Annotated in this window: 12 protein-coding genes; 5 read left to right on the plus strand and 7 right to left on the minus strand. The window is 66.6% G+C overall.

What is annotated here, in order from left to right:
• Positions 1 to 933 precede the first annotated feature (933 nt).
• A complete protein-coding gene (locus tag AC099J_RS26630; RefSeq protein ID WP_479618315.1) occupies positions 934 to 1,680 on the plus strand; it encodes an alpha/beta hydrolase family protein in 747 nt (248 codons plus the stop codon).
• 186 nt (positions 1,681 to 1,866) lie between these two features.
• The gene (locus tag AC099J_RS26635) at positions 1,867 to 3,954 is read left to right on the plus strand and encodes an ATP-binding protein (RefSeq protein ID WP_479618316.1); all 2,088 of its coding nucleotides are present in this window, start codon (positions 1,867 to 1,869) and stop codon (positions 3,952 to 3,954) included.
• A 210-nt stretch (positions 3,955 to 4,164) separates the two neighbouring features.
• Here AC099J_RS26635 and AC099J_RS26640 read toward each other — a convergent pair whose 3' ends face one another.
• The 3 genes from AC099J_RS26640 to AC099J_RS26650 form a co-directional block, all read right to left on the minus strand.
• Entirely contained in the window at positions 4,165 to 4,461 is a 297-nt protein-coding gene (locus AC099J_RS26640) for a hypothetical protein (protein ID WP_479618317.1), read from the minus strand.
• A complete protein-coding gene (locus AC099J_RS26645; protein WP_479618318.1) occupies positions 4,458 to 7,463 on the minus strand; it encodes a Calx-beta domain-containing protein in 3,006 nt (1,001 codons plus the stop codon). Before AC099J_RS26645 ends, AC099J_RS26640 begins: the two co-directional genes overlap by 4 nt.
• Positions 7,464 to 7,809: 346 nt before the next feature.
• Positions 7,810 to 8,970, minus strand: coding sequence for a sensor histidine kinase (locus AC099J_RS26650; RefSeq protein ID WP_479618319.1), 1,161 nt, complete (start codon positions 8,968 to 8,970; stop codon positions 7,810 to 7,812).
• A gap of 367 nt (positions 8,971 to 9,337) precedes the next feature.
• On the opposite strand from AC099J_RS26650, the gene AC099J_RS26655 reads away from it, so the two are divergent.
• Positions 9,338 to 9,751, plus strand: a complete 414-nt coding sequence (locus AC099J_RS26655; RefSeq protein WP_479618320.1) for a VOC family protein — start codon at positions 9,338 to 9,340, stop codon at positions 9,749 to 9,751.
• A gap of 69 nt (positions 9,752 to 9,820) precedes the next feature.
• On the opposite strand, the gene AC099J_RS26660 is transcribed toward AC099J_RS26655, so the two are convergent.
• Positions 9,821 to 10,264 (minus strand): FKBP-type peptidyl-prolyl cis-trans isomerase, encoded by a 444-nt coding sequence (locus AC099J_RS26660; RefSeq protein WP_479618321.1) that lies wholly within the window; start codon positions 10,262 to 10,264, stop codon positions 9,821 to 9,823.
• 144 nt (positions 10,265 to 10,408) lie between these two features.
• Between AC099J_RS26660 and AC099J_RS26665 the strand changes: the two genes are divergently transcribed.
• Together AC099J_RS26665 and AC099J_RS26670 are read left to right on the plus strand one after the other, a co-directional pair.
• Positions 10,409 to 11,599, plus strand: coding sequence for a DUF3734 domain-containing protein (locus AC099J_RS26665; protein ID WP_479618322.1), 1,191 nt, complete (start codon positions 10,409 to 10,411; stop codon positions 11,597 to 11,599).
• Positions 11,600 to 11,639: 40 nt separating this feature from the next.
• Positions 11,640 to 12,419 carry a 3-hydroxybutyrate dehydrogenase gene (locus tag AC099J_RS26670; RefSeq protein WP_479618323.1) on the plus strand — a complete coding sequence of 260 codons (780 nt, stop codon included), beginning with the start codon at positions 11,640 to 11,642 and terminating at the stop codon, positions 12,417 to 12,419.
• 77 nt (positions 12,420 to 12,496) lie between these two features.
• Here AC099J_RS26670 and AC099J_RS26675 read toward each other — a convergent pair whose 3' ends face one another.
• The 3 genes from AC099J_RS26675 to AC099J_RS26685 all read right to left on the minus strand — a co-directional run bounded on the left by AC099J_RS26675 (position 12,497) and on the right by AC099J_RS26685 (position 17,567).
• On the minus strand, positions 12,497 to 12,808 hold the full coding sequence (locus tag AC099J_RS26675) for a putative quinol monooxygenase (protein ID WP_479618324.1): 312 nt from the start codon (positions 12,806 to 12,808) through the stop codon (positions 12,497 to 12,499).
• Positions 12,809 to 12,963: 155 nt separating this feature from the next.
• Positions 12,964 to 14,394, minus strand: coding sequence for an efflux transporter outer membrane subunit (locus tag AC099J_RS26680; RefSeq protein ID WP_479618325.1), 1,431 nt, complete (start codon positions 14,392 to 14,394; stop codon positions 12,964 to 12,966).
• Positions 14,394 to 17,567 (minus strand): efflux RND transporter permease subunit, encoded by a 3,174-nt coding sequence (locus AC099J_RS26685; RefSeq protein WP_479618326.1) that lies wholly within the window; start codon positions 17,565 to 17,567, stop codon positions 14,394 to 14,396. Before AC099J_RS26685 ends, AC099J_RS26680 begins: the two co-directional genes overlap by 1 nt.
• Positions 17,568 to 17,569: the final 2 nt, after the last annotated feature.

Genomic DNA, 17,569 nt, shown 5'->3' on the forward strand with positions numbered 1-17,569 from the left:
TCGTATGCGACAGATCGAGGTAGTGCACCACGGCGCGCAATGACATGGACCGCCGCGCCGCATGGCTCGCCCCGCGATCCATCAGCTCCCGGGGCCTCGCGATGGTCAGGGGAAACGCCGCATTGATAGCGCGCGGGAGTGGGGGAGTCCACCAGGAGCCCGACCCCAGTCCGCGCCAGCATTGCGCATCGGTTGCCCCGCACGCGTCGCGAGGCTGATGCGCCGCACGCCTCCCTCGCTGCGGCTACCAAACGAAGGAACTTGAGTGGAGGAGGGCATGGGCGGTTCCCGCTTCATCGGCTTGCTGACGACCAGCAGCGGCGGCCGCGGAATTGAGCCCGGGTGCGCCGCAATCCCCGCTGCCATCTGCAACCAAGACACGTCGAGTACGCGCGCCCTCCGGCGTACCTGTCGTACTCAGGGTGTCGTCTTTTTTTCTCCATGCCGGGCCGGTCCAACCGGGGATGCATTGCTTTTGTCCGCAGCCTTTTTGACCGTTTCCTCTGAGGCGTTCGGCTTCGAGCCAGAGTCCTTGTGAGAATGAGTTTTTCCACCTTTGGCCGATTTGCTGGATTGGGGCATCTTGGTCTCCTGCCAAACGCGAAAACCGCGCAGTTCATTCAAGTGCGCCACGCCGGACCGCTGGGTAGGACGGCGCCGCATTTGCAGTACAGGCTTGGACGGGCGTCCATCTACCCCGACACTCACATCTGCACGGGACCAACCGGTGCCCGGTTCTTAACATCCTGCACGCCATGCATACATCGACACGGACAACCAGCAGGCAGCGTTTCAGCTGTGCGGGCTTGCCAGGCGCAGCTCGCCGGCAAGTTTGCATGGGGGCGCTCTCTTCAGTCTCAGCGCCTTGGACTGCGTGTCCGGCCACGCTGACCTTGCCCGTTGTCGGCAGCGACAGCCCCTAGGCCCCACCCAATGGAAGATCGGCAGTTTCGGATCGAACTCCCAGGCGGTGGTTCGGTCAGCGCAGTCGCCACCGCAAGAGACCAGCCCCAGGCAGCCTATGTCTTCGCCCACGGGGCCGGTGCCGACATGCACCATGTGTTCATGCGGCGCGTGGCTGCGGGTCTGGCGGAGAGGCGCATCGCAACGCTGCGGTTCCAGTTCCCGTACACGGAGGCTGGCAAGCGGCGGGTCGACACACCTGCCGTCGCACACGCAGCAGTCCGCGCGGCGGTCGGACACGCCGATCTGTTGTGGCCCGCGTCGCCGCTCTTCGCTGGCGGCAAGTCCTTCGGCGGCCGCATGACCTCGCAGGCCCAAGCTCTGGAGCCGCTGCCCGGGGTACTGGGACTGATCTTCCTGGGTTTCCCGCTCCATCCTGCGGGCAAGCCGTCACTGGAGCGCGCGCCGCACCTGCTCGACATCGGCATTCCCATGTTGTTCCTCAGAGGCACCCGGGACGCACTGGCAGAAGCATCTCAGCACGACCAGCTGATGCAGCAGTTGGGCATATCGGCAACGCGTGCGGACATCGACGGCGCGGACCACGCGCTCGCCGTCCTCAAGCGCAGCGGGCGCACCGACGACGAAGCGTTGGAGGAGGTCCTTGACTGGATGCTGGTGTGGACCCAGGCAGTCGCGTGCGCGGCGCGAGAGGCGTCGGCGGAAGCAGCATCGGGCGGCTCAGCAACGGGCGACAGCGCCCCAAAGCGCCGGTGATCCGCTCGGTGCCAGCGCGACGGCAGCACAGCCCACTGCATCGAAGGTCTCCGTGACATCGCTGCGCGTCAAGGACCGGCAAGGCCGGCCGGTCTCACCGCGGGATGTGTCCGCCGCCTGCGGATAATGGCGTGATCGGCACAGCAACGGCTTGGACACGGACGTCTTCGGGCGTGGAACCACGACATGGACTCAGGCAATCACGGCGGCACGCGGGTCGGCTTGTCCCTGGCGGAACAAGAGGAGCAGCTGCGACTTGCGATCGACGCCGCCGAGGTCGGTCTGTGGGACGTGGACGTGCCGACGGGAACCTTGTATTGGCCCGCGCGCGTCAAGGCCATGTTCGGAATATCTGCGGACGCTTGCGCGACGCTCGACGACTTCGTCAGCTGTCTGCACCCTGACGATCGGCCCTTCGTTGTGCAAGCCTTTGCCGATGCACAGGATCCGCGTCGGCGCACCGTCTATGACGTGGAATATCGCACCGTCGGCAAGGAAGACGGGGTCGTTCGGTGGGTGGCGGCCAAAGGCCGCGGCCTTTTCAGCGACGCGGGCGTCTGCACACGCGCGATCGGCACGGCCATCGACATCACGCTTCGCAAACAGGCGGCCGTCCTGCAGGCCACCGTCCAGAAGCGCTTGCACTTGCTCGACAGCATCGAGCGCGCGACCCGCCCGTTGATCGAGGCGACCGATGTGATGCATATCACGGCGCAACTGCTGGGCGAGCACCTGAACGCAACCCGCTGCGCCTATGCCGATGTCGAGCATGACAACGACCGTTTCACCATCCGCAGCGATTGGTCTCGTGCGGGCGTGCCGTCGAGCGCTGGCGTGTACTCGCTGGCCTTGTTCGGAACGCAGGCGACATCCAATTTGCGGAGTGGTCGTCCTCTGGTCGTGCACGACGTGGATCGCGAACTGGGCGACGGCGACGGCGGGCGCATGTTCAACGCCATTGGCATCCAGGCGATCGTGTGCGCGGGCCTGGTGAAGGCGGGCCGGCTGGTGGCCATGATGGCGGTGCACCAGGCATCGCCGCGGCAATGGACGGACGAGGACCTGCACGTCATCTCCGACGTGGTCGACCGGTGCTGGACCAACATCGAACGGGTCCGCGATGCAGCGCTGCTGCGCGAGCAGGACCGGCGCAAGGATGCGTTTCTGGCGACGCTGGCGCACGAATTGCGCAACCCTCTTGCACCCATGCTGTACGCGTTGTCGTTGGTCAAGCGCGCGCCCACGGCATCGCAGCACGCCCGTGCCCACGAGGTGATCGAGCGCCAGGCGAAGCACCTCGCCAGGTTGATCGACGATCTGCTGGACGTCTCGCGGATCAATCGCGGCATGATTGAACTGAAGCGCGAAGTGGTGGACATCGGCCCTTTGGTGCGACAAGCGGTGGAAGCCGCCACCCCGGCTCTGCAGTTGGCCCAGCACCAGGTTACGGTCGCGCTGCCACCGACAGCCGCGCTGATCCACGCCGATCCCGCGCGGCTCGTGCAAGTCTTCACCAATCTGCTGAACAACGCGGCCAAGTACACGCCCGATGGAGGCGACATCCGTCTGACGGCCTGGGTCGACGGCGCCCGGGTCCTGGTCGAGTTGGTGGACAACGGGTTCGGGATCCCTGCTGAAGATCAGAGCCGGATTTTTGGAATGTTCACGCAGCTGCCGCACACGGGGCAGAAGGCCCATGGGGGCCTGGGCATCGGGCTCTCCCTGGTCAAGCGCCTGATGGAAATGCACGGTGGCGCCGTCAGCGTGCGCAGCGACGGTCTCCATCGTGGCAGCACCTTCACAGTTGAGCTGCCGCTGGCGACAACGCCTGCACGGGTCCACGTCGGCGAGCTCCCCGTGACCCTCGGACATCGTGGCCGTGTGCTGGTGGTGGAGGACAACGTGGACGGGCTGTCCACCCTGGTGGAGCTCATTGAAGCAGGAGGGCATGCAGCCAAAGGCGCGGCCGATGGGCCGCAAGCACTGCGGATCGCTGCCCGGTGGACACCGGACGTCGTGCTCCTCGATCTCGGTCTGCCCTTGATGAATGGCTACGAGGTTGCCAGGCGCTTGCGCGGCGACCTGGGGCTTCACGACACGCGCATCGTCGCCCTCACCGGTTGGGGTACGCAGCACGACCGCGACGCCACCGCAGCCGCTGGCTTCAATGCGCATTTGGCGAAGCCAGTGGATCCTGACCATCTGCTCAACCTTTTGGACGGCTGGACGGCCACCAGCCCAGACGGTTCGGCGGCGGACATCCAACCCTGCTGAATCAAACTGCGTCGACAGGCAGGCACCGGTGCGGAGGGGGGCGATGGAATCTCCCTCGACTTGCGCAGACATGCTTGTGCAGTCGCTGATGGCGGCAAACAGCGCTGGGGTAGCGCTTCATCGGTTCGGTTGCGAAGCTACCGCCAGTTCGCAACGCTCGGTGCATCGGGTCTGCTTGCAGCGGTCACAAGGCTCGAGCATCCTGCGAAGTCAGTCGCCAGCATGCGCAGGGTTCGCGTCATTTGGCGCAGCCGCCCTCCCTCTCCACCTTGCAAGGCCCCACTGATCGTGCATCAGACGCCACAGGTTCACGGGCAGCAGCACAGCGTGCAGCAACAAGATGGGCTGCAGGCCGGCGTACATGGCATACGCCATGAAAGCGAGGTTGCTGGCGATCGCCAGCAAGCGCAGCGCCGTCATGTCGCGCATGCAGAAGGCCGCCAGCACCAGCAACGCCGCCAGATAGCCCAACGCATCCGTGAGGTGCGCGGCGCTCACGGCGCTCATGGATTGAAGCGCGCCAGCGCGTAGCCCGAGCCGGCCACGTTGGCCGTTGCGAAGCCACCGAGCACGATGCTGCCGTCGGGCAACATGGCGACGTTGTCCGCCGTATCGCCGAAGCCGAAGAAGTCGAGCACCGTCCTGCCGTCGGTGCCGCCCAGGAAGCCCGTGTCGATCGCGCCGTCGGCGTTGTAGCGCACCAGCGAGAAGTTCGCGTTTACGCGGCTGCTGAAGCCGGCCACGAGGATGCGGCCATCGGCCTGCAGCGCCACCGCGAGCGCCCCGTCGCCCTGGGTCGTGAAACCCGTTGTCACGAGCCCGGCCTGGCCGAAGCCGCCGTCGACGCTGCCGTTGGCGTTCAGCCTTACGGCCGCGAACTGCGTCGTCGTGCCCGATGGCGCGGCCACGTCGATGTCGCCAACCAGCACCAGCTTGCCGTCGGGCTGCAGGGTCAGGCCCTCGCCCACGCGCGCGGCCGTGACCAGCAGCTTGCCGCCGGTGCCGAAGCTGGTGTCCAGGCTGCCGTCGGCCCGATAGCGCGCAACGCCGGTAGGCCCTGTGTTGCCGATTGGTGTGCCGCTCGCCACGATGGCGCCATCGGGCTGTACGACGAGGTTGCGCGCCAGATCGGGCCCGCCCGCGATGTCGGTCAGCACCTGGCCGGCGCTGACAAAGCTCGCGTCCAGACGGCCATCGGGCAGGTAGCGCGCCAGCCTGAAGTTCTCGGACGCGGTGTCGTCGCCGGCCACGAGGATGCGGCCATCGGGCTGGATCGCCACCGCGAACGCGCGGCCCACCACGCCACCGAGCACGGTGCCGCCGGTGCCGAAGCCGGTGTCCAGGGTGCCATCGGCCAGATAGCGCGCCAGCGCGAAGCCGAAGGGCGAGCCGACGCGGGTGTCGCCCACCACCACGATCTTGCCGTCGGCCTGGATGGCCACGGCGCGCGCGGTCTCCTGCACGAAGGCGTTGTTGATGAGGTCGGTGCGCAGCACGCCGCCGCTGCCGAACCCGGTGTCGAGCCGGCCGTCGGCCAGGAAGCGTGCGAGCTGGAACGCGTCGCTCGCCCCGCCGGTCATCACGATCTTGCCGTCCGGTTGCACGGCCATCGCCGTGCCGGTGCCACCGAAGCCCGCAGCAACTGCTTTGCCGTTGCTGCCGAACGTCGTGTCCAACCCCGCGCCGCGCGGCGCGGGCGGGTTGGCGTCTTCGTCGTCTTCAATGGTGAGCACCGCCGAAGCCTGTGCGCCCAGTGCCGCGCAGCCGCCGGGGTCGGAGAGCTGCAGCAACACCGTCTTGTTGCCGCCGATGGCGGTGTTCGGCAGCGTCGGCACTTCGACGATGCGCTGCCCCAGCTCGCCATCGGCGAAGAAGACCGTGGCGGCGACGGGCGTGTAGTCCAGCCCGGCCTGCGCCGTGCCGTCGGCGGTGCGCAAGGTGGCGGTGACGGCGCCGGTGCTGCCGCCGCTGCGCGTGATGGACACCGTGGGCATGACACCGGCGGCCTCGCTGACGGCAAAGGCCGCCGCCTCGAACTGCAGGGTGCCGGCCGCCGGGTCCGGCGCAGGGCCGGGCACGCAGGCGGCCGGGGCGAGCACCACCTGGACCGGCGGCGGGTCCTGGGGCCGGTTGGTTGCGGCGATACCGGTGTGCGTCAGCGTCACGCCGCCAATCTTCAGCGGATCTCGCAGGTAAGCGGCGGCGTAGGTGCCTTCGCAGTCGCCCACCGAGAAGCCGCCGCGCCGGTTGATCGCCTTGGCGTGGGTGTCGACGTGCAGCGTGAATTCCTGACCGACGCGTACGCCAGACAGGTCCACGGCATAGGTGCGCGGCCGCTTGAGCTTGAGCCGCCCCCGGCTGCCCACGCAACTGCCTGCCTGCGTCGTGGTGAACCGGGTGTCATGCTCGAAGTCGAAGTCTCTCGCCGTGTCCCACAGCGGACTTTGCGAGAAGGATTCGTCTTGCGCGCGGAAGGCGAAGAAGTTCTTGCTCCCATGCACGAAGGCACGCCCGGCGGTGTAGAAGAAATAGTTGCTGCGCGAACCGTCGGTGTAGGCGCCGACGGAGAGCAGCACCTCGGCCGTCAGCAAGCGCGAGGCCGGTGCCCGGGCGCCGAAATCGATCAGATCGATCTGCACATCGGTCAGCGTGAAGCTCAACGTCGCGGTGTCGGCGTTCTTGATGTAGCTCTGCGTCTGCCTGAGCCGCGTGATAGAACCGATCGGGTCAGGCCCGCCCAGGTCGGCGCTGGGCGCCTCGGCAAAGACGCCGTAGGTGACCCCGTTCGGGCTGCCGAACACGTAGCCATTGGCCAGGTTGTCGAATGGCAGCGTCTGCGACGACAGCACGAGGGCCGCATCGAAGGGCGTGCCGCCGTAGGTCGCGACTTCCTCGAGCCGGCCGCCCACTTGTCGGTCCGCGTCGAACAGCGATTCGCCCATGCCGCTGCCCGGGAACAGAGCGAACGACCATTCGCGCACCGGGTCGTCGCGCGTCACCGGTGGCGGGCTGGCCACGTTGAAGGACGAGAAGCTCTGCACCGCCGCCGTCAGCGTGTCGGCCTGCAGCTGGGTGCCGGTGACGGGCTCCCAGGCGGCTTCGCCGGGCAAGGTCTTGTAGAGCGCCGGCTCGGTGCCGGCCGGAACGAGCGCAGGGTCGAAGGGCACGCTCACCAGCACCGGCACCTTGAACCGCGTGCCGTGCGGCGTGAGCGTGAGCACGGGGCCAAAGGGCGTCGCGCTGGCGGGCAGGGCAGGGGCGCCGACGCCAGGTTGCGTGATGCTCAACGCCACTTCCTGCGCGAGCGCACCGGGCGGCACCACGATGCGGGCGCCGCCCGCACCGGTGACCGTGCCGCCCGCCGGGCCGACCATGGCCGTCGTCACGGCGGGCGGCGCTGGCGGGGGTGGGGGCGGGTCGGGCTCGTCGCCACCGCCGCCTCCGCAAGCTGCCAGCAACAGGCACAGCGCGCTGGCTGCAGTTCGAAAGGTGGTGGCGACGGTGGACATGAACGAACCTCCTGGTAGTTGGCGTCCAGTGTTAGCAATGCGCCCCGTGGCGGCATCCCACCGATATGGGAGTTCGAGGCTGCGGACGTAACACTCTGTGCGGCGGCACAGGGGCCGCAACAGGGCCGTCAAAGGCGACTACACCCAAGTAGGCAAGGCAGTCGATTGCTCACCGCATGGCGCAGATTGGCGGCTCTGCAAAGACCGTTCGCTTACAAGCGAAATGTTGCGCGCAACACAGATGCGACAGACGCAACGACACGGCGGATGACGCCACTCATCCCCCCGAACGCGGCCCCTGCCAGCCGTAGCGGTGAGCTAGTCCTGTTGAAATTGCTGCGACAGATTACAGCGGCTGTTTCTGGCGCAGTTCCGGTCGATGTGCGCGAAGATGAATGGTGAATACGCACCCCGTGCCGGGCACATCTCGCACGCTCAAGGTGCCACCAGCTTTCTGCACGTTACTGCGCGCGATGGCAAGCCCAAGGCCCAGTCCAGTCTTGTCTACGTGTTGCTGGGAGAAAGGCCTGAACAAGATTTCGGCGGCGCCCGGGGCGAGCCCACCGCAGTGGTCCTCCACCTCGATCAAGACAGCACCCGCTCCGTCCACATAAGCGTTCAGCGACACCTCCGTTTGAGGGCGCGTGAACTTGAAAGCGTTCTGGAGCAGGTTGGATAGGGCGCCGAGAAGAAGCTCTCGATTTCCTTGGATTTGAACGTGCGGGTCAACATTCCTCACGATGAGGGGGCACTTCCACACAATAGCCTGCAGGTGTGCCGCGTTGCCGGCCTCCCCGATAAAGGAGGAGAGCGAGAACACGTCACTGTCGCTGTTCAACTGCGGCTCGGCGGCAACCCGCACCTCATCGAGGGCATGTTGAACGAGCGACGTCAGGGCGAGCAAGCTGCGCTTCAGCACCCCACCGGTCGCGCCGGCAACCGGCAGTTGGCCAGATTCCAAGGCACTGAACGCGAGCGTGGCAGTCTGAAGTGAGTTGCGCAGCTCGTGCACCAAAAAGCCGAGTCTCTCGGTGGCTTCGGCGGAGCTGCGGCGGGCCACCGTTACATCGCGCTGAGCAGTGAACTCCGTCACCGCGTCGGCGATTGCGTTGTCCAAGCAGCGGTTCAGGGTCTTGAACTGCTCCACGCTGAACGGCGCGTCCCGCTCCACTGCTAGACCCGTGATGGCTTGGCAGAGGTCACCGTAGTCATGCACGACCTGGTCTACCGTGTATCCAAGTTCCAGCAGCTGCTTTCCGTGCGCGGTAGCAGTCACGCCGATTTCCGACAGGGAGTTAGAGTCGCCTCCCGAGCCGCCAGAAATCCTCAAGCTCTCGCCCGCGTGACCTTCACTCTCAGCATGCAGCGTTGTGATCAACTGCTCCAAAAAGAGGGGGACACCGTTCTTCAGTTGCTCGGCAGTGGCTGCACGTCGTGGGCGCTGGGCAACTTTCGCCTTGCAGCGCTCCGTCAGCTCCTCTCGGTTGTTTCTGAGGAATTCATGCATGGCGCTACCCCGCTCGGATTGATGGGCGTACGACCCAGTTGCCTAGAGTATGTACCTATAGCGTTCGAGCGGCATGTGATGCGGGCAGGTGGCGCTGCCGCACGACATCGGTAAGCTATGTTGGAGTGCTGGGTCGAGGCGGTGCCGCGGTCGGAGGCCTTCGTCGCTTACGTTATACGATGTATATTATGTCAACTAAAGACGGTGCATCAGCGTCAGCGTTGTGTTGCCGACCGGCCGCGCCTCTCTCCGCGAATGCCGCAGCCCCTGTCACGGCGCACTCGTCAACCCGACATCGCGGGCGACGCGCTCCGGCGGCAAAGCATCCGACAATGTCCGCCGTCCCACATCCACTTCCTGAGCACCCATGCAGAGCATCTTCCACCTGGCCTTCAACGTACGCAATCTCGACCAAGCCCGCCACTTCTACGGCGGCGTGCTGGGTTGCCGTGAAGGCCGCAGTACGGAGACCTGGGTGGATTTCGACTTCTTCGGCCACCAGATTTCGCTGCATCTGGGCGAGCCATTTGCGACCGCGCGCACCGGGCGCGTGGGCGATGCCTTGGTGCCCATGCCGCATTTCGGGCTGATCCTGGCGCTCGACGATTGGCAGGCCATGGCCAAGAGGCTCAAGGACGAGGCGACGGACTTCATCCTGGAGCCGCAGCAGCGATTTGCCGGCCAGCCCGGCGAGCAATGGACCATGTTCTTCTGCGACCCCTTCGGCAATCCGATGGAGATCAAGGGCTTCCGCTCGCTGGACACGGTGTACGACGCATGATCCGCGTGCAGCTCCGGGGCGAGTCAACCGCCTGACCCGAGTGCGGCTCCAGCAGGCGGTGCGCTTGGATCAGCGCCCGTTGATGCCCAGCAATTCCACCTCGAACTGCAGTGTGCTGTTGGGCGGAATCACGTTGCCAGCGCCACGGTTGCCGTATGCGATCGCTGGCGGGCAGGTCAGCTTGGCCTTGCCGCCCACCTTCATCTTCTGCACGCCTTCGGTCCAGCACGGGATCACGCCGTTCAACGGGAACTCGATGGGCGCATTGCGTTTGTAGGAACTGTCGAATTCGCGGCCGTCCAGGAACGTGCCGCGGTAATGCACTTTGACTTTGTCGCTGGCGCCCGGGCTGGTGCCCTCGCCGTCTTTCAGCGAACGGTAGACCAGGCCACTGGCCGTGACCTGGGCGCCAGTTTCCTTGGCTGCTTCGGCGGCCGATGTGGGCGTGGATTGCGCCCAGGACAGCGGTGCAAGTGCCAGGGTCAAGACGGCGGCGGGCAACAGTCGGTTCATGCGGATTCCTTCAATACAAGACAGTGGAAAAGCGGCCGATTATGGCCAGCAGGCAGGCGCCGCGCGGCTCAGTGCGCATGACCACGCGACCTATACTGCCTCGCAGCATCCAGGCTCCGCTTCTGCTCTCTGACAAGGCCCCACGTGTCCGCAATCCCCTCCTCCCCGCCCAGCGAGGCGCGCCGTCCGGATGAACCCCCTGAGCGCTGTGTGCTGGTGCTGCAAGGCGGTGGCGCGCTCGGTGCGTACCAGGCCGGCGTCTACGAGGCACTGGCCGAGCGCGACATCGCACCTGAGTGGGTCGCAGGGGTGTCGATCGGTGCCGTCAACGCCGCGCTGATCGCAGGCAACCCACCCGAACGCCGCGTGGCGCGGCTGCGCGAGTTCTGGGACTGCGTCTCCTCACAGCTGCTGTCGCCCTTGCCACCTGCGCCATGGGGTGACGGTCTGCGCGGCTTGTTCAATGCCTCCAGTGCAGCGCAAACCGCCATGCTTGGCGTGCCCGGTTTCTTCAGCCCCCGGTTTCCCCCCGCGCCGCTGCAGCCGCAAGGCACCCCGGGCGCGCTGAGCTGGTATGACACTTCACCCATGATCTCCACGCTGGAGCGGCTGGTGGATTTCGATCGCATCAACGCCGGGCACGGTTCCGACAAAGTGCGTCTATCGGTGGGCGCGGTCGACGTGGCCACCGGCAACTCCGTCTACTTCGACTCGGCAGACCCGACCTGCACATCGCCGATCCTCGCGCCCCACGTGCTGGCCAGCGGCTCGCTACCGCCGGGATTTGCGCCCACGACGATCGACGGGCACAGTTATTGGGACGGCGGGTTGGTCTCCAACACGCCGCTGCAGTATGTGATCGACCAGCCTGCGGTAGACGATCTGCTGGTGTTCCAGGTTGATCTCTTCAGTGCGCGAGGCCCGCTGCCGCGCAATCTGGAAGACGCGGCTGAGCGCGCCAAGGACATCCAGTTCGCCAGCCGCACGCGCATGAACACCGACCTCGTCGCGGCACAGCAGCAGCTGGCCGAGGCCGCGCAGCGCCTGGCCGACAAACTGCCACCGAGTTTTGCCGACGACCCGGATCTGCAGACCCTGCTCAACGCCGGCAACTGCCAGGCCGTGACGGTGATGCACCTGATCCACCGCAGCAAGCACCACGCCCTGCAATCGAAGGACTACGACTTCTCGCGCCAGACGGTGCGCGAGCACTGGGACGCGGGGCGTGCCAACGTCGAGGCCAGCTTTGCCGACACGCGCTGGCGCAACCGCCAACGCAAGCGCGGCGGCATCACCGTGCTGGACCTGGTGCCCCCTTCCGCTCACAGGCACTGATTATTTCGCAACGCTTCACCACTACCGAAGGACAAGGCCCATGAAACTCCAAAACAAAGTCGCGCTCGTCACCGGCGCTGCCAGCGGCATCGGCAAGGAAATCGCCATCACCTACGCCAAGGAAGGCGCGCGCGTGGTCATCGCCGACATGAACAAGGTAGCCGCCGAGGCAACCGCTGCGCAGCTGCGCGAGGCCGGTCACCAGGCCATGAGCGTTGCGATGGATGTGACCAGTGAAGAGCAGGTCAATGCAGGCGTGGCCGAAGTCGTGGCGGCCTGGAAAACCGTCGACGTGCTGGTCAGCAACGCCGGTGTGCAGATCGTGCATCCGGTCGAAGAGTTTTCGCTCGCGGAATGGAAGCTGATGCTGGCCATCCACCTCGATGGCGCGTTCCTGACCACCAAGGCCGTGCTGCCGCTCATGTATGCGCAAAAGAGCGGCAGCATCATCCTGATGGGATCGGTGCATTCCAAGCTGGCCTCGGTGTTGAAGGCACCTTACGTGACGGCCAAGCACGGCCTGCTGGGCCTGGCGCGCGTGCTGGCCAAGGAAGGAGGCCCGCACGGCGTACGCGCGAACGTGATCTGCCCGGGCTTCGTGCGCACGCCCCTGGTGGACAAGCAGATTCCCGAGCAGGCCGCCACGCTGAAGATCAGCGAAGACGACGTGATCAAGAAGGTGATGCTCAAGGACACGGTGGACGGCGAGTTCACCACCGTGGCCGATGTCGCTGAAGTGGCGTTGCTGTTCGCAGCCTTCCCCAGCAACGCGCTCACCGGCCAATCGCTCATCGTCAGCCACGGCTGGGCGATGGAGTGAAGCCGGGCCAGCGCTGAGCCCATGGCGGGCCGACGCGCTGGCCGGCCGCTCTTGGGCCGGCCCGCCCGCGCGGCGCCCTACTCCACCGGCTGCAACACATGGATGGCGCGGTTGGCCACCCAGTCCTTGGTCTTGGCGCCATAAGCGGCCATGTGCGGTGCCTTGGCATGGGCCTTCAGCGCATCCATGCTCTCCCACTTCTCAACGACGACGAACACTTCGGGGCCGAACGTGGCCCAGCCGGGCGGCAGGTTGGCGGCGTCGACCACAGCGCTGTATTCGATGCAACCGGCCTCGGCCAGCACAGCCGGGCGGTTCTCGCGGTAGGCGGCCAGCACGTCGTCGCGCTTGCCGGGGTGGGTGGTGATGATGGCCAGGACCTGGATCATGGGATGCGTCTCCGGTGGTTGTGAAAGGAAAGCTCAGGCGGCTGTGGCGGGCAGGACCTCCCGCGGGCCTCGGCCTTTTGGGCGTTGCCGCAATGGGTGGCGTCGCCCACCCCGCAAGCCTCAAGCGCCGCGCGCGGATTGTGCCGCCGGGGGCGTCAGCCCGCTGTCGCGGGCGAAGCAGCGCCCTGCTCGCTCCAGCCGCCGCCCAGCACCTTGTACAGCGTGATGCGGTTGGCCTGCTCGGTCTGCTGCAGGCTGATCAACGACTGCTGTGCGCTGTACAGCGCGCGCTGGGCGTCCAGCACCTCCAGGTAGCCGCCGCCGCCGCCTTTGAACAGGGCCTGCGCCAGCTCGAAGCTGCGTGTGCTGGCGGCCACCAGAGCGCGCTGCGCATCCAGCCGCTCGGCCAGCGTGCGCCGGTCGGCCAGCGCGTCGGCCACTTCGCGGAACGCGGTCTGCAGCGTCTTCTCGTAGACAGCCAGCTGGATGTTCTGCTGCACCTCGGCCGCGCGCAGGCTGCTGCGCCGGGCACCACCATCGAACAACGGCACGCTGATCGACGGGCCGAAACTCCAGGCCCGGCTGCCGCCTTCGAACAGCCCGGCGAGCGAGGTGCTGGCCGTGCCGACGGAGCCGGTCAGCGCGATGCGCGGGTAGAAATTGGCGCGCGCCACGCCGATGTCGAAGTTCGTCGCGCGCAGCGCCTGCTCGGCGGCCAGCACATCGGGCCGCTGCTGCAGCACGCTGGAGGGCAGGCCGGCTGGCGGCGCCGGCAGCTGCGCCAGCGCAGTGGGGGTGGCGTCCGGCAACAGGTCGGCAGGTGGCTGGCTGCCGACGAGCAAGCCCAGCACATTGCGGCCCTGCTCGACCAGGCTGTCGAACGCTGCGGCCTGCACGCGCGCGGCCTCCACCGTGGTCTGCGCCTGGGCCAGGGCCACGCCCGACTGGGCGCCCAGCGCATGGGCCTGGCGGATCAGGTCGTAGGACTGGCGTTGGCTCTGCAACGTTTCGCGTGCCAGGCGCAGGCGCTGCTGGTCGCTGGCCAACTGCAACCACGCCTGGGCCACAGACGCGACCAGGCTGATCTGCACGCTGCGGCGTGTCTCTTCGATGGCGAAATAGGTGGCCAGGGCCGAGTCGGACAGGTTGCGCACGCGGCCGAACAGGTCGAGCTCGTAGGCCGCAAGGCCAATGCGCACACTGAAGCTGTCGGCGACGCGCGACTGGCCATTGGTGGTCAGCTCGCCCGGCGTGCGGGCACGGGTGCCCGCAGCGCCGATATCCAGCGTGGGCGTGGCGGCGGCACTGGCGATGCCGTAGAGCGCCTGCGCGCGCTCGATGTTCAGGGTGGCCACGCGCAGGTCGCGGTTGTTCTCCAGGGCGAGGGCCAGCAGTTGGCGCAGGCGGTCGTCCTGAAAGAACGTGCGCCAGCCGGTCAACATCGGCACGGGCGCCGCTGATTCAGTGGCAGGCCCTGCCAGGGGCCAGGCATCCGCGATGGGTGCTGCAGGCTGCTGGTAGCTCGGTGCCAGGTTCATGCAGCCGGCCAACAAGGCCAGCGCGCCTGCGCTCATAACAGCACGCATCAGTGCGCTCCTTGCTCGGTCAACACGGCAGTGCGCACGGCTGCAGCCGATCGGCGCCGCTCCAGCCAGCCTCGGATCAGCACGAAGAACAGCGGCACGAAGAAGATGCCCAGCGCCGTACCGACCGCCATGCCGCCCAGCACCGCGGTGCCGATGGCATTGCGCCCACCGGCGCCGGCACCGGTGCCGATGGCCAACGGCAACACGCCGAAGCCAAACGCCAGCGAGGTCATCAAGATCGGCCGCAGCCGCTGCCGCACGGCCTGCATGGTGGCGTCGAACACGCTCATGCCCTGCTCCTGCAAAGACTTGGCGAACTCGACGATCAGGATGGCGTTCTTCGACGACAAGCCCACCGTGGTCAGCAGCCCGACCTGGAAGTACACGTCGTTCGACAAGCCGCGCGTGCTGGTGAACAGCAGCGCGCCGACGATGCCCAGCGGCACCACCAGGATGACCGAGAACGGAACCGACCAGCTCTCGTATAGCGCCGCCAGGCACAGGAAGACGAACAGGATGGAGATCGCGTAGAGCAGGGGCGCCTGCGCGCCGGAGAGCCGCTCCTGATACGAGGCCCCTGACCATTCGTAGTCGATGCCGGCGGGCATCTGTTTCATCACCTCTTCGACCGCCATCATGGCCGCGCCTGAGCTGACGCCCGCTGCCGCATCGCCAGTGAACTCATAGGCCGGCGCACCGTTGTAGCGGGCCAGCTGCGGCGAGCCATAGCTCCAGCGCGTGCTGGAGAACGCGTTGAACGGCACCATCTGGCCCAGCGTGTTGCGCACACTCCAGCGCTCGATGTCGCTGGGCAGCATGCGGAAGGCGGCGTCGCCCTGCATGTAGACGCGCTTGACGCGGCCGTTGTTCAGGAAGTCGTTGACGTAGGTGCCGCCCATGGCGGTCGACAGCGTGCTGTCGATGGCGCTGGTGGACAGGCTCAACGCCCCTGCGCGCGCGTCGTCGATGTCGATCTTGAACTCGGGCGTGTCTTCCAGCCCGTTCATGCGCACATTGCGCAGCTCGGGCCGGGCCTGCAGCAGGTCCAGCGTCTTGCGGCGGGCGTCGACCAGTGCGTCGTGGCCCAACGCGTTGATGTCTTTCAGGTAGAAGTTGAACCCGGAGGCCGAGCCCAGCCCGCGCACGGCGGGAGGCAGTTGCACGATGATGCGTGCGTCGCGGACCCGGGCCAGATCGCGGCTGGCGCGCCGGGCAACCTCTGCCGCCGAGCTGCCGGCGGTTTGCCGCGCGCTCCAGTCCTTCAGTTTGACGAATGCGCGGGCTGAACTCTGGTCCCCATTCTGGCCAGTCAACACATTGATGCTGACGACTTCGGGCTGTTTGCCGAAGTACTCCTGGATCTCGGCCACGATCGGCTGCAGGCGCGCGTCGGACGCACCGGGCGGCAGATTGACGAGTACCGAGACGAAGCCCTGGTCCTCGTCCGGCAGGAACGCCGTGGGCAGCCGCGCGAACAGCACGGCCACGCCGGCCAGAATCAGCGCGTAGACAATCAGGCTGCGCTTGCTGCGCTTCAGGATGCCGCCCACGGTGCGCTGGTAGCGGTTGGCGCTGCGGTCGAAGCCCTTGTTGAAGCCGCTGAAGAACCGGTCCACCCAGCCCAGCGGCCCACGTCGCGGCGCGGCCCCATGCGGGCTGTGCGTGCCTTTGGGAATCGGCTTGAGCAAGGTGGCGCACAGGGCCGGCGTGAGCGACAGCGCAACCAGCACCGACAGCACCATCGAGGAGACGATGGTGATCGAGAACTGCCGGTAAATCACGCCGGTGGAGCCACCGAAAAAAGCCATCGGGATGAACACCGCCGACAGCACCAGCGCGATGCCGACCAGCGCCGGCGTGATCTCGGCCATCGACTTCTGCGTCGCCTCACGGGGCGACAAGCCCTCCTCGCTCATGACCCGCTCGACGTTCTCCACCACGACGATGGCGTCGTCCACCAGCAGGCCGATGGCCAGCACCATCGCGAACATGGTCAGCGTGTTGATCGAGTAGCCAGCCGCCGACAGCACGCCGAAGGTGCCCAGCAGCACCACCGGCACCGTGATCGCCGGGATCATCGTGGCGCGGAAGTTCTGCAGAAAAACGTACATCACGATCACGACCAGCAGCACGGCCTCCAGCAGTGCCTTGACCACTTCTTCGATGGAGGCGCTGACAAACGGCGTCGTGTCGTAGGTCACGAACGTCTGCATCTGGTTCGGGAAGAACGGCTGCAGCTCGGCAATCTTGGCGTTGACGGCCGTGGCCACTTTGACCGCGTTGGCGCCATCGGCCAGCACCACGCCCATCCCCGCGCCGGGATAGCCGCCGCGCAGCGAACGCACCGTGAGGTTCTCGGCGCCCAGCTCGATGCGCGCCACATCCCGCAGACGCACCACCGCGCCGTCGGGCGTGGCCCGCAGCACCACATCGCCAAACTCCTGCACCGTCTGCAACTTGCTGCGCGCTGTGATGGTGGCCGTGAGTTGCTGCTGCGAGACCGCAGGCAACGCGCCCAGCTGGCCGGCCGAAACCTGGGCGTTCTGAGCCAGCAGAGCCGCGTTGATGTCCGACGGCATCAGCGCAAACTTGCGCAACTTGTCCGGGTCCAGCCAGATGCGCATGGCGTAGCCGGTGCCCAGCGTCTGCACCTCGCCCACGCCGTCCACGCGGCTGATCACATCGACCAGATTGCTGTTGATGTAGTCGCCCACGTCGACTGCCGAGGCGCTGCCGTCGCCAGAAAAGAAAGCGATGACCATCAGGAAGTCGTTGCCGCCTTTGGTCACGAACACGCCACGGCTCTGCACCTGCTGCGGCAGGCGCGACAGGGCCGGCTGCATCTTGTTCTGCACCTGCATCTGGGCGACATCGATGTCGGTGCCCGGTGCGAACGTCAGCGTGATGCGCGCCTGGCCAGAGGAATTGCTGTTGCTCTGCATGTAGAGCAGGTTGTCCAGCCCCTTCATCTGCTGCTCGATGATCTGGGTGACCGAGTCCTCCACGGTCTTGGCCGAAGCACCGGTGTACGTGGCACCGATCGAGACGCGCGGCGGCGCAATTTCAGGGTATTGCTCAAGTGGCAGTGTCCGGATGGACATCAGCCCGGCGAGCATCACGATGATGGAGAGCACCCACGCAAAGATGGGCCGCTGGATGAAGAACTGCGCCATGA

It is taken from the genome of Rhodoferax sp. RT4P68 (assembly GCF_056521305.1).

Excerpts from the sequence above, each read along its gene's own strand:
- AC099J_RS26630 (WP_479618315.1), top strand. The coding sequence starts at position 934 with ATGGAAGATCGGCAGTTTCGGATCGAACTCCCAGGCGGTGGTTCGGTC.
- AC099J_RS26635 (WP_479618316.1), top strand. The coding sequence starts at position 1,867 with ATGGACTCAGGCAATCACGGCGGCACGCGGGTCGGCTTGTCCCTGGCG.
- AC099J_RS26640 (WP_479618317.1), bottom strand. The coding sequence starts at position 4,461 with ATGAGCGCCGTGAGCGCCGCGCACCTCACGGATGCGTTGGGCTATCTG.
- AC099J_RS26645 (WP_479618318.1), bottom strand. The coding sequence starts at position 7,463 with ATGTCCACCGTCGCCACCACCTTTCGAACTGCAGCCAGCGCGCTGTGC.
- AC099J_RS26650 (WP_479618319.1), bottom strand. The coding sequence starts at position 8,970 with ATGCATGAATTCCTCAGAAACAACCGAGAGGAGCTGACGGAGCGCTGC.
- AC099J_RS26655 (WP_479618320.1), top strand. The coding sequence starts at position 9,338 with ATGCAGAGCATCTTCCACCTGGCCTTCAACGTACGCAATCTCGACCAA.
- AC099J_RS26660 (WP_479618321.1), bottom strand. The coding sequence starts at position 10,264 with ATGAACCGACTGTTGCCCGCCGCCGTCTTGACCCTGGCACTTGCACCG.
- AC099J_RS26670 (WP_479618323.1), top strand. The coding sequence starts at position 11,640 with ATGAAACTCCAAAACAAAGTCGCGCTCGTCACCGGCGCTGCCAGCGGC.
- AC099J_RS26675 (WP_479618324.1), bottom strand. The coding sequence starts at position 12,808 with ATGATCCAGGTCCTGGCCATCATCACCACCCACCCCGGCAAGCGCGAC.
- AC099J_RS26680 (WP_479618325.1), bottom strand. The coding sequence starts at position 14,394 with ATGCGTGCTGTTATGAGCGCAGGCGCGCTGGCCTTGTTGGCCGGCTGC.
- AC099J_RS26685 (WP_479618326.1), bottom strand. The coding sequence starts at position 17,567 with ATGGCGCAGTTCTTCATCCAGCGGCCCATCTTTGCGTGGGTGCTCTCC.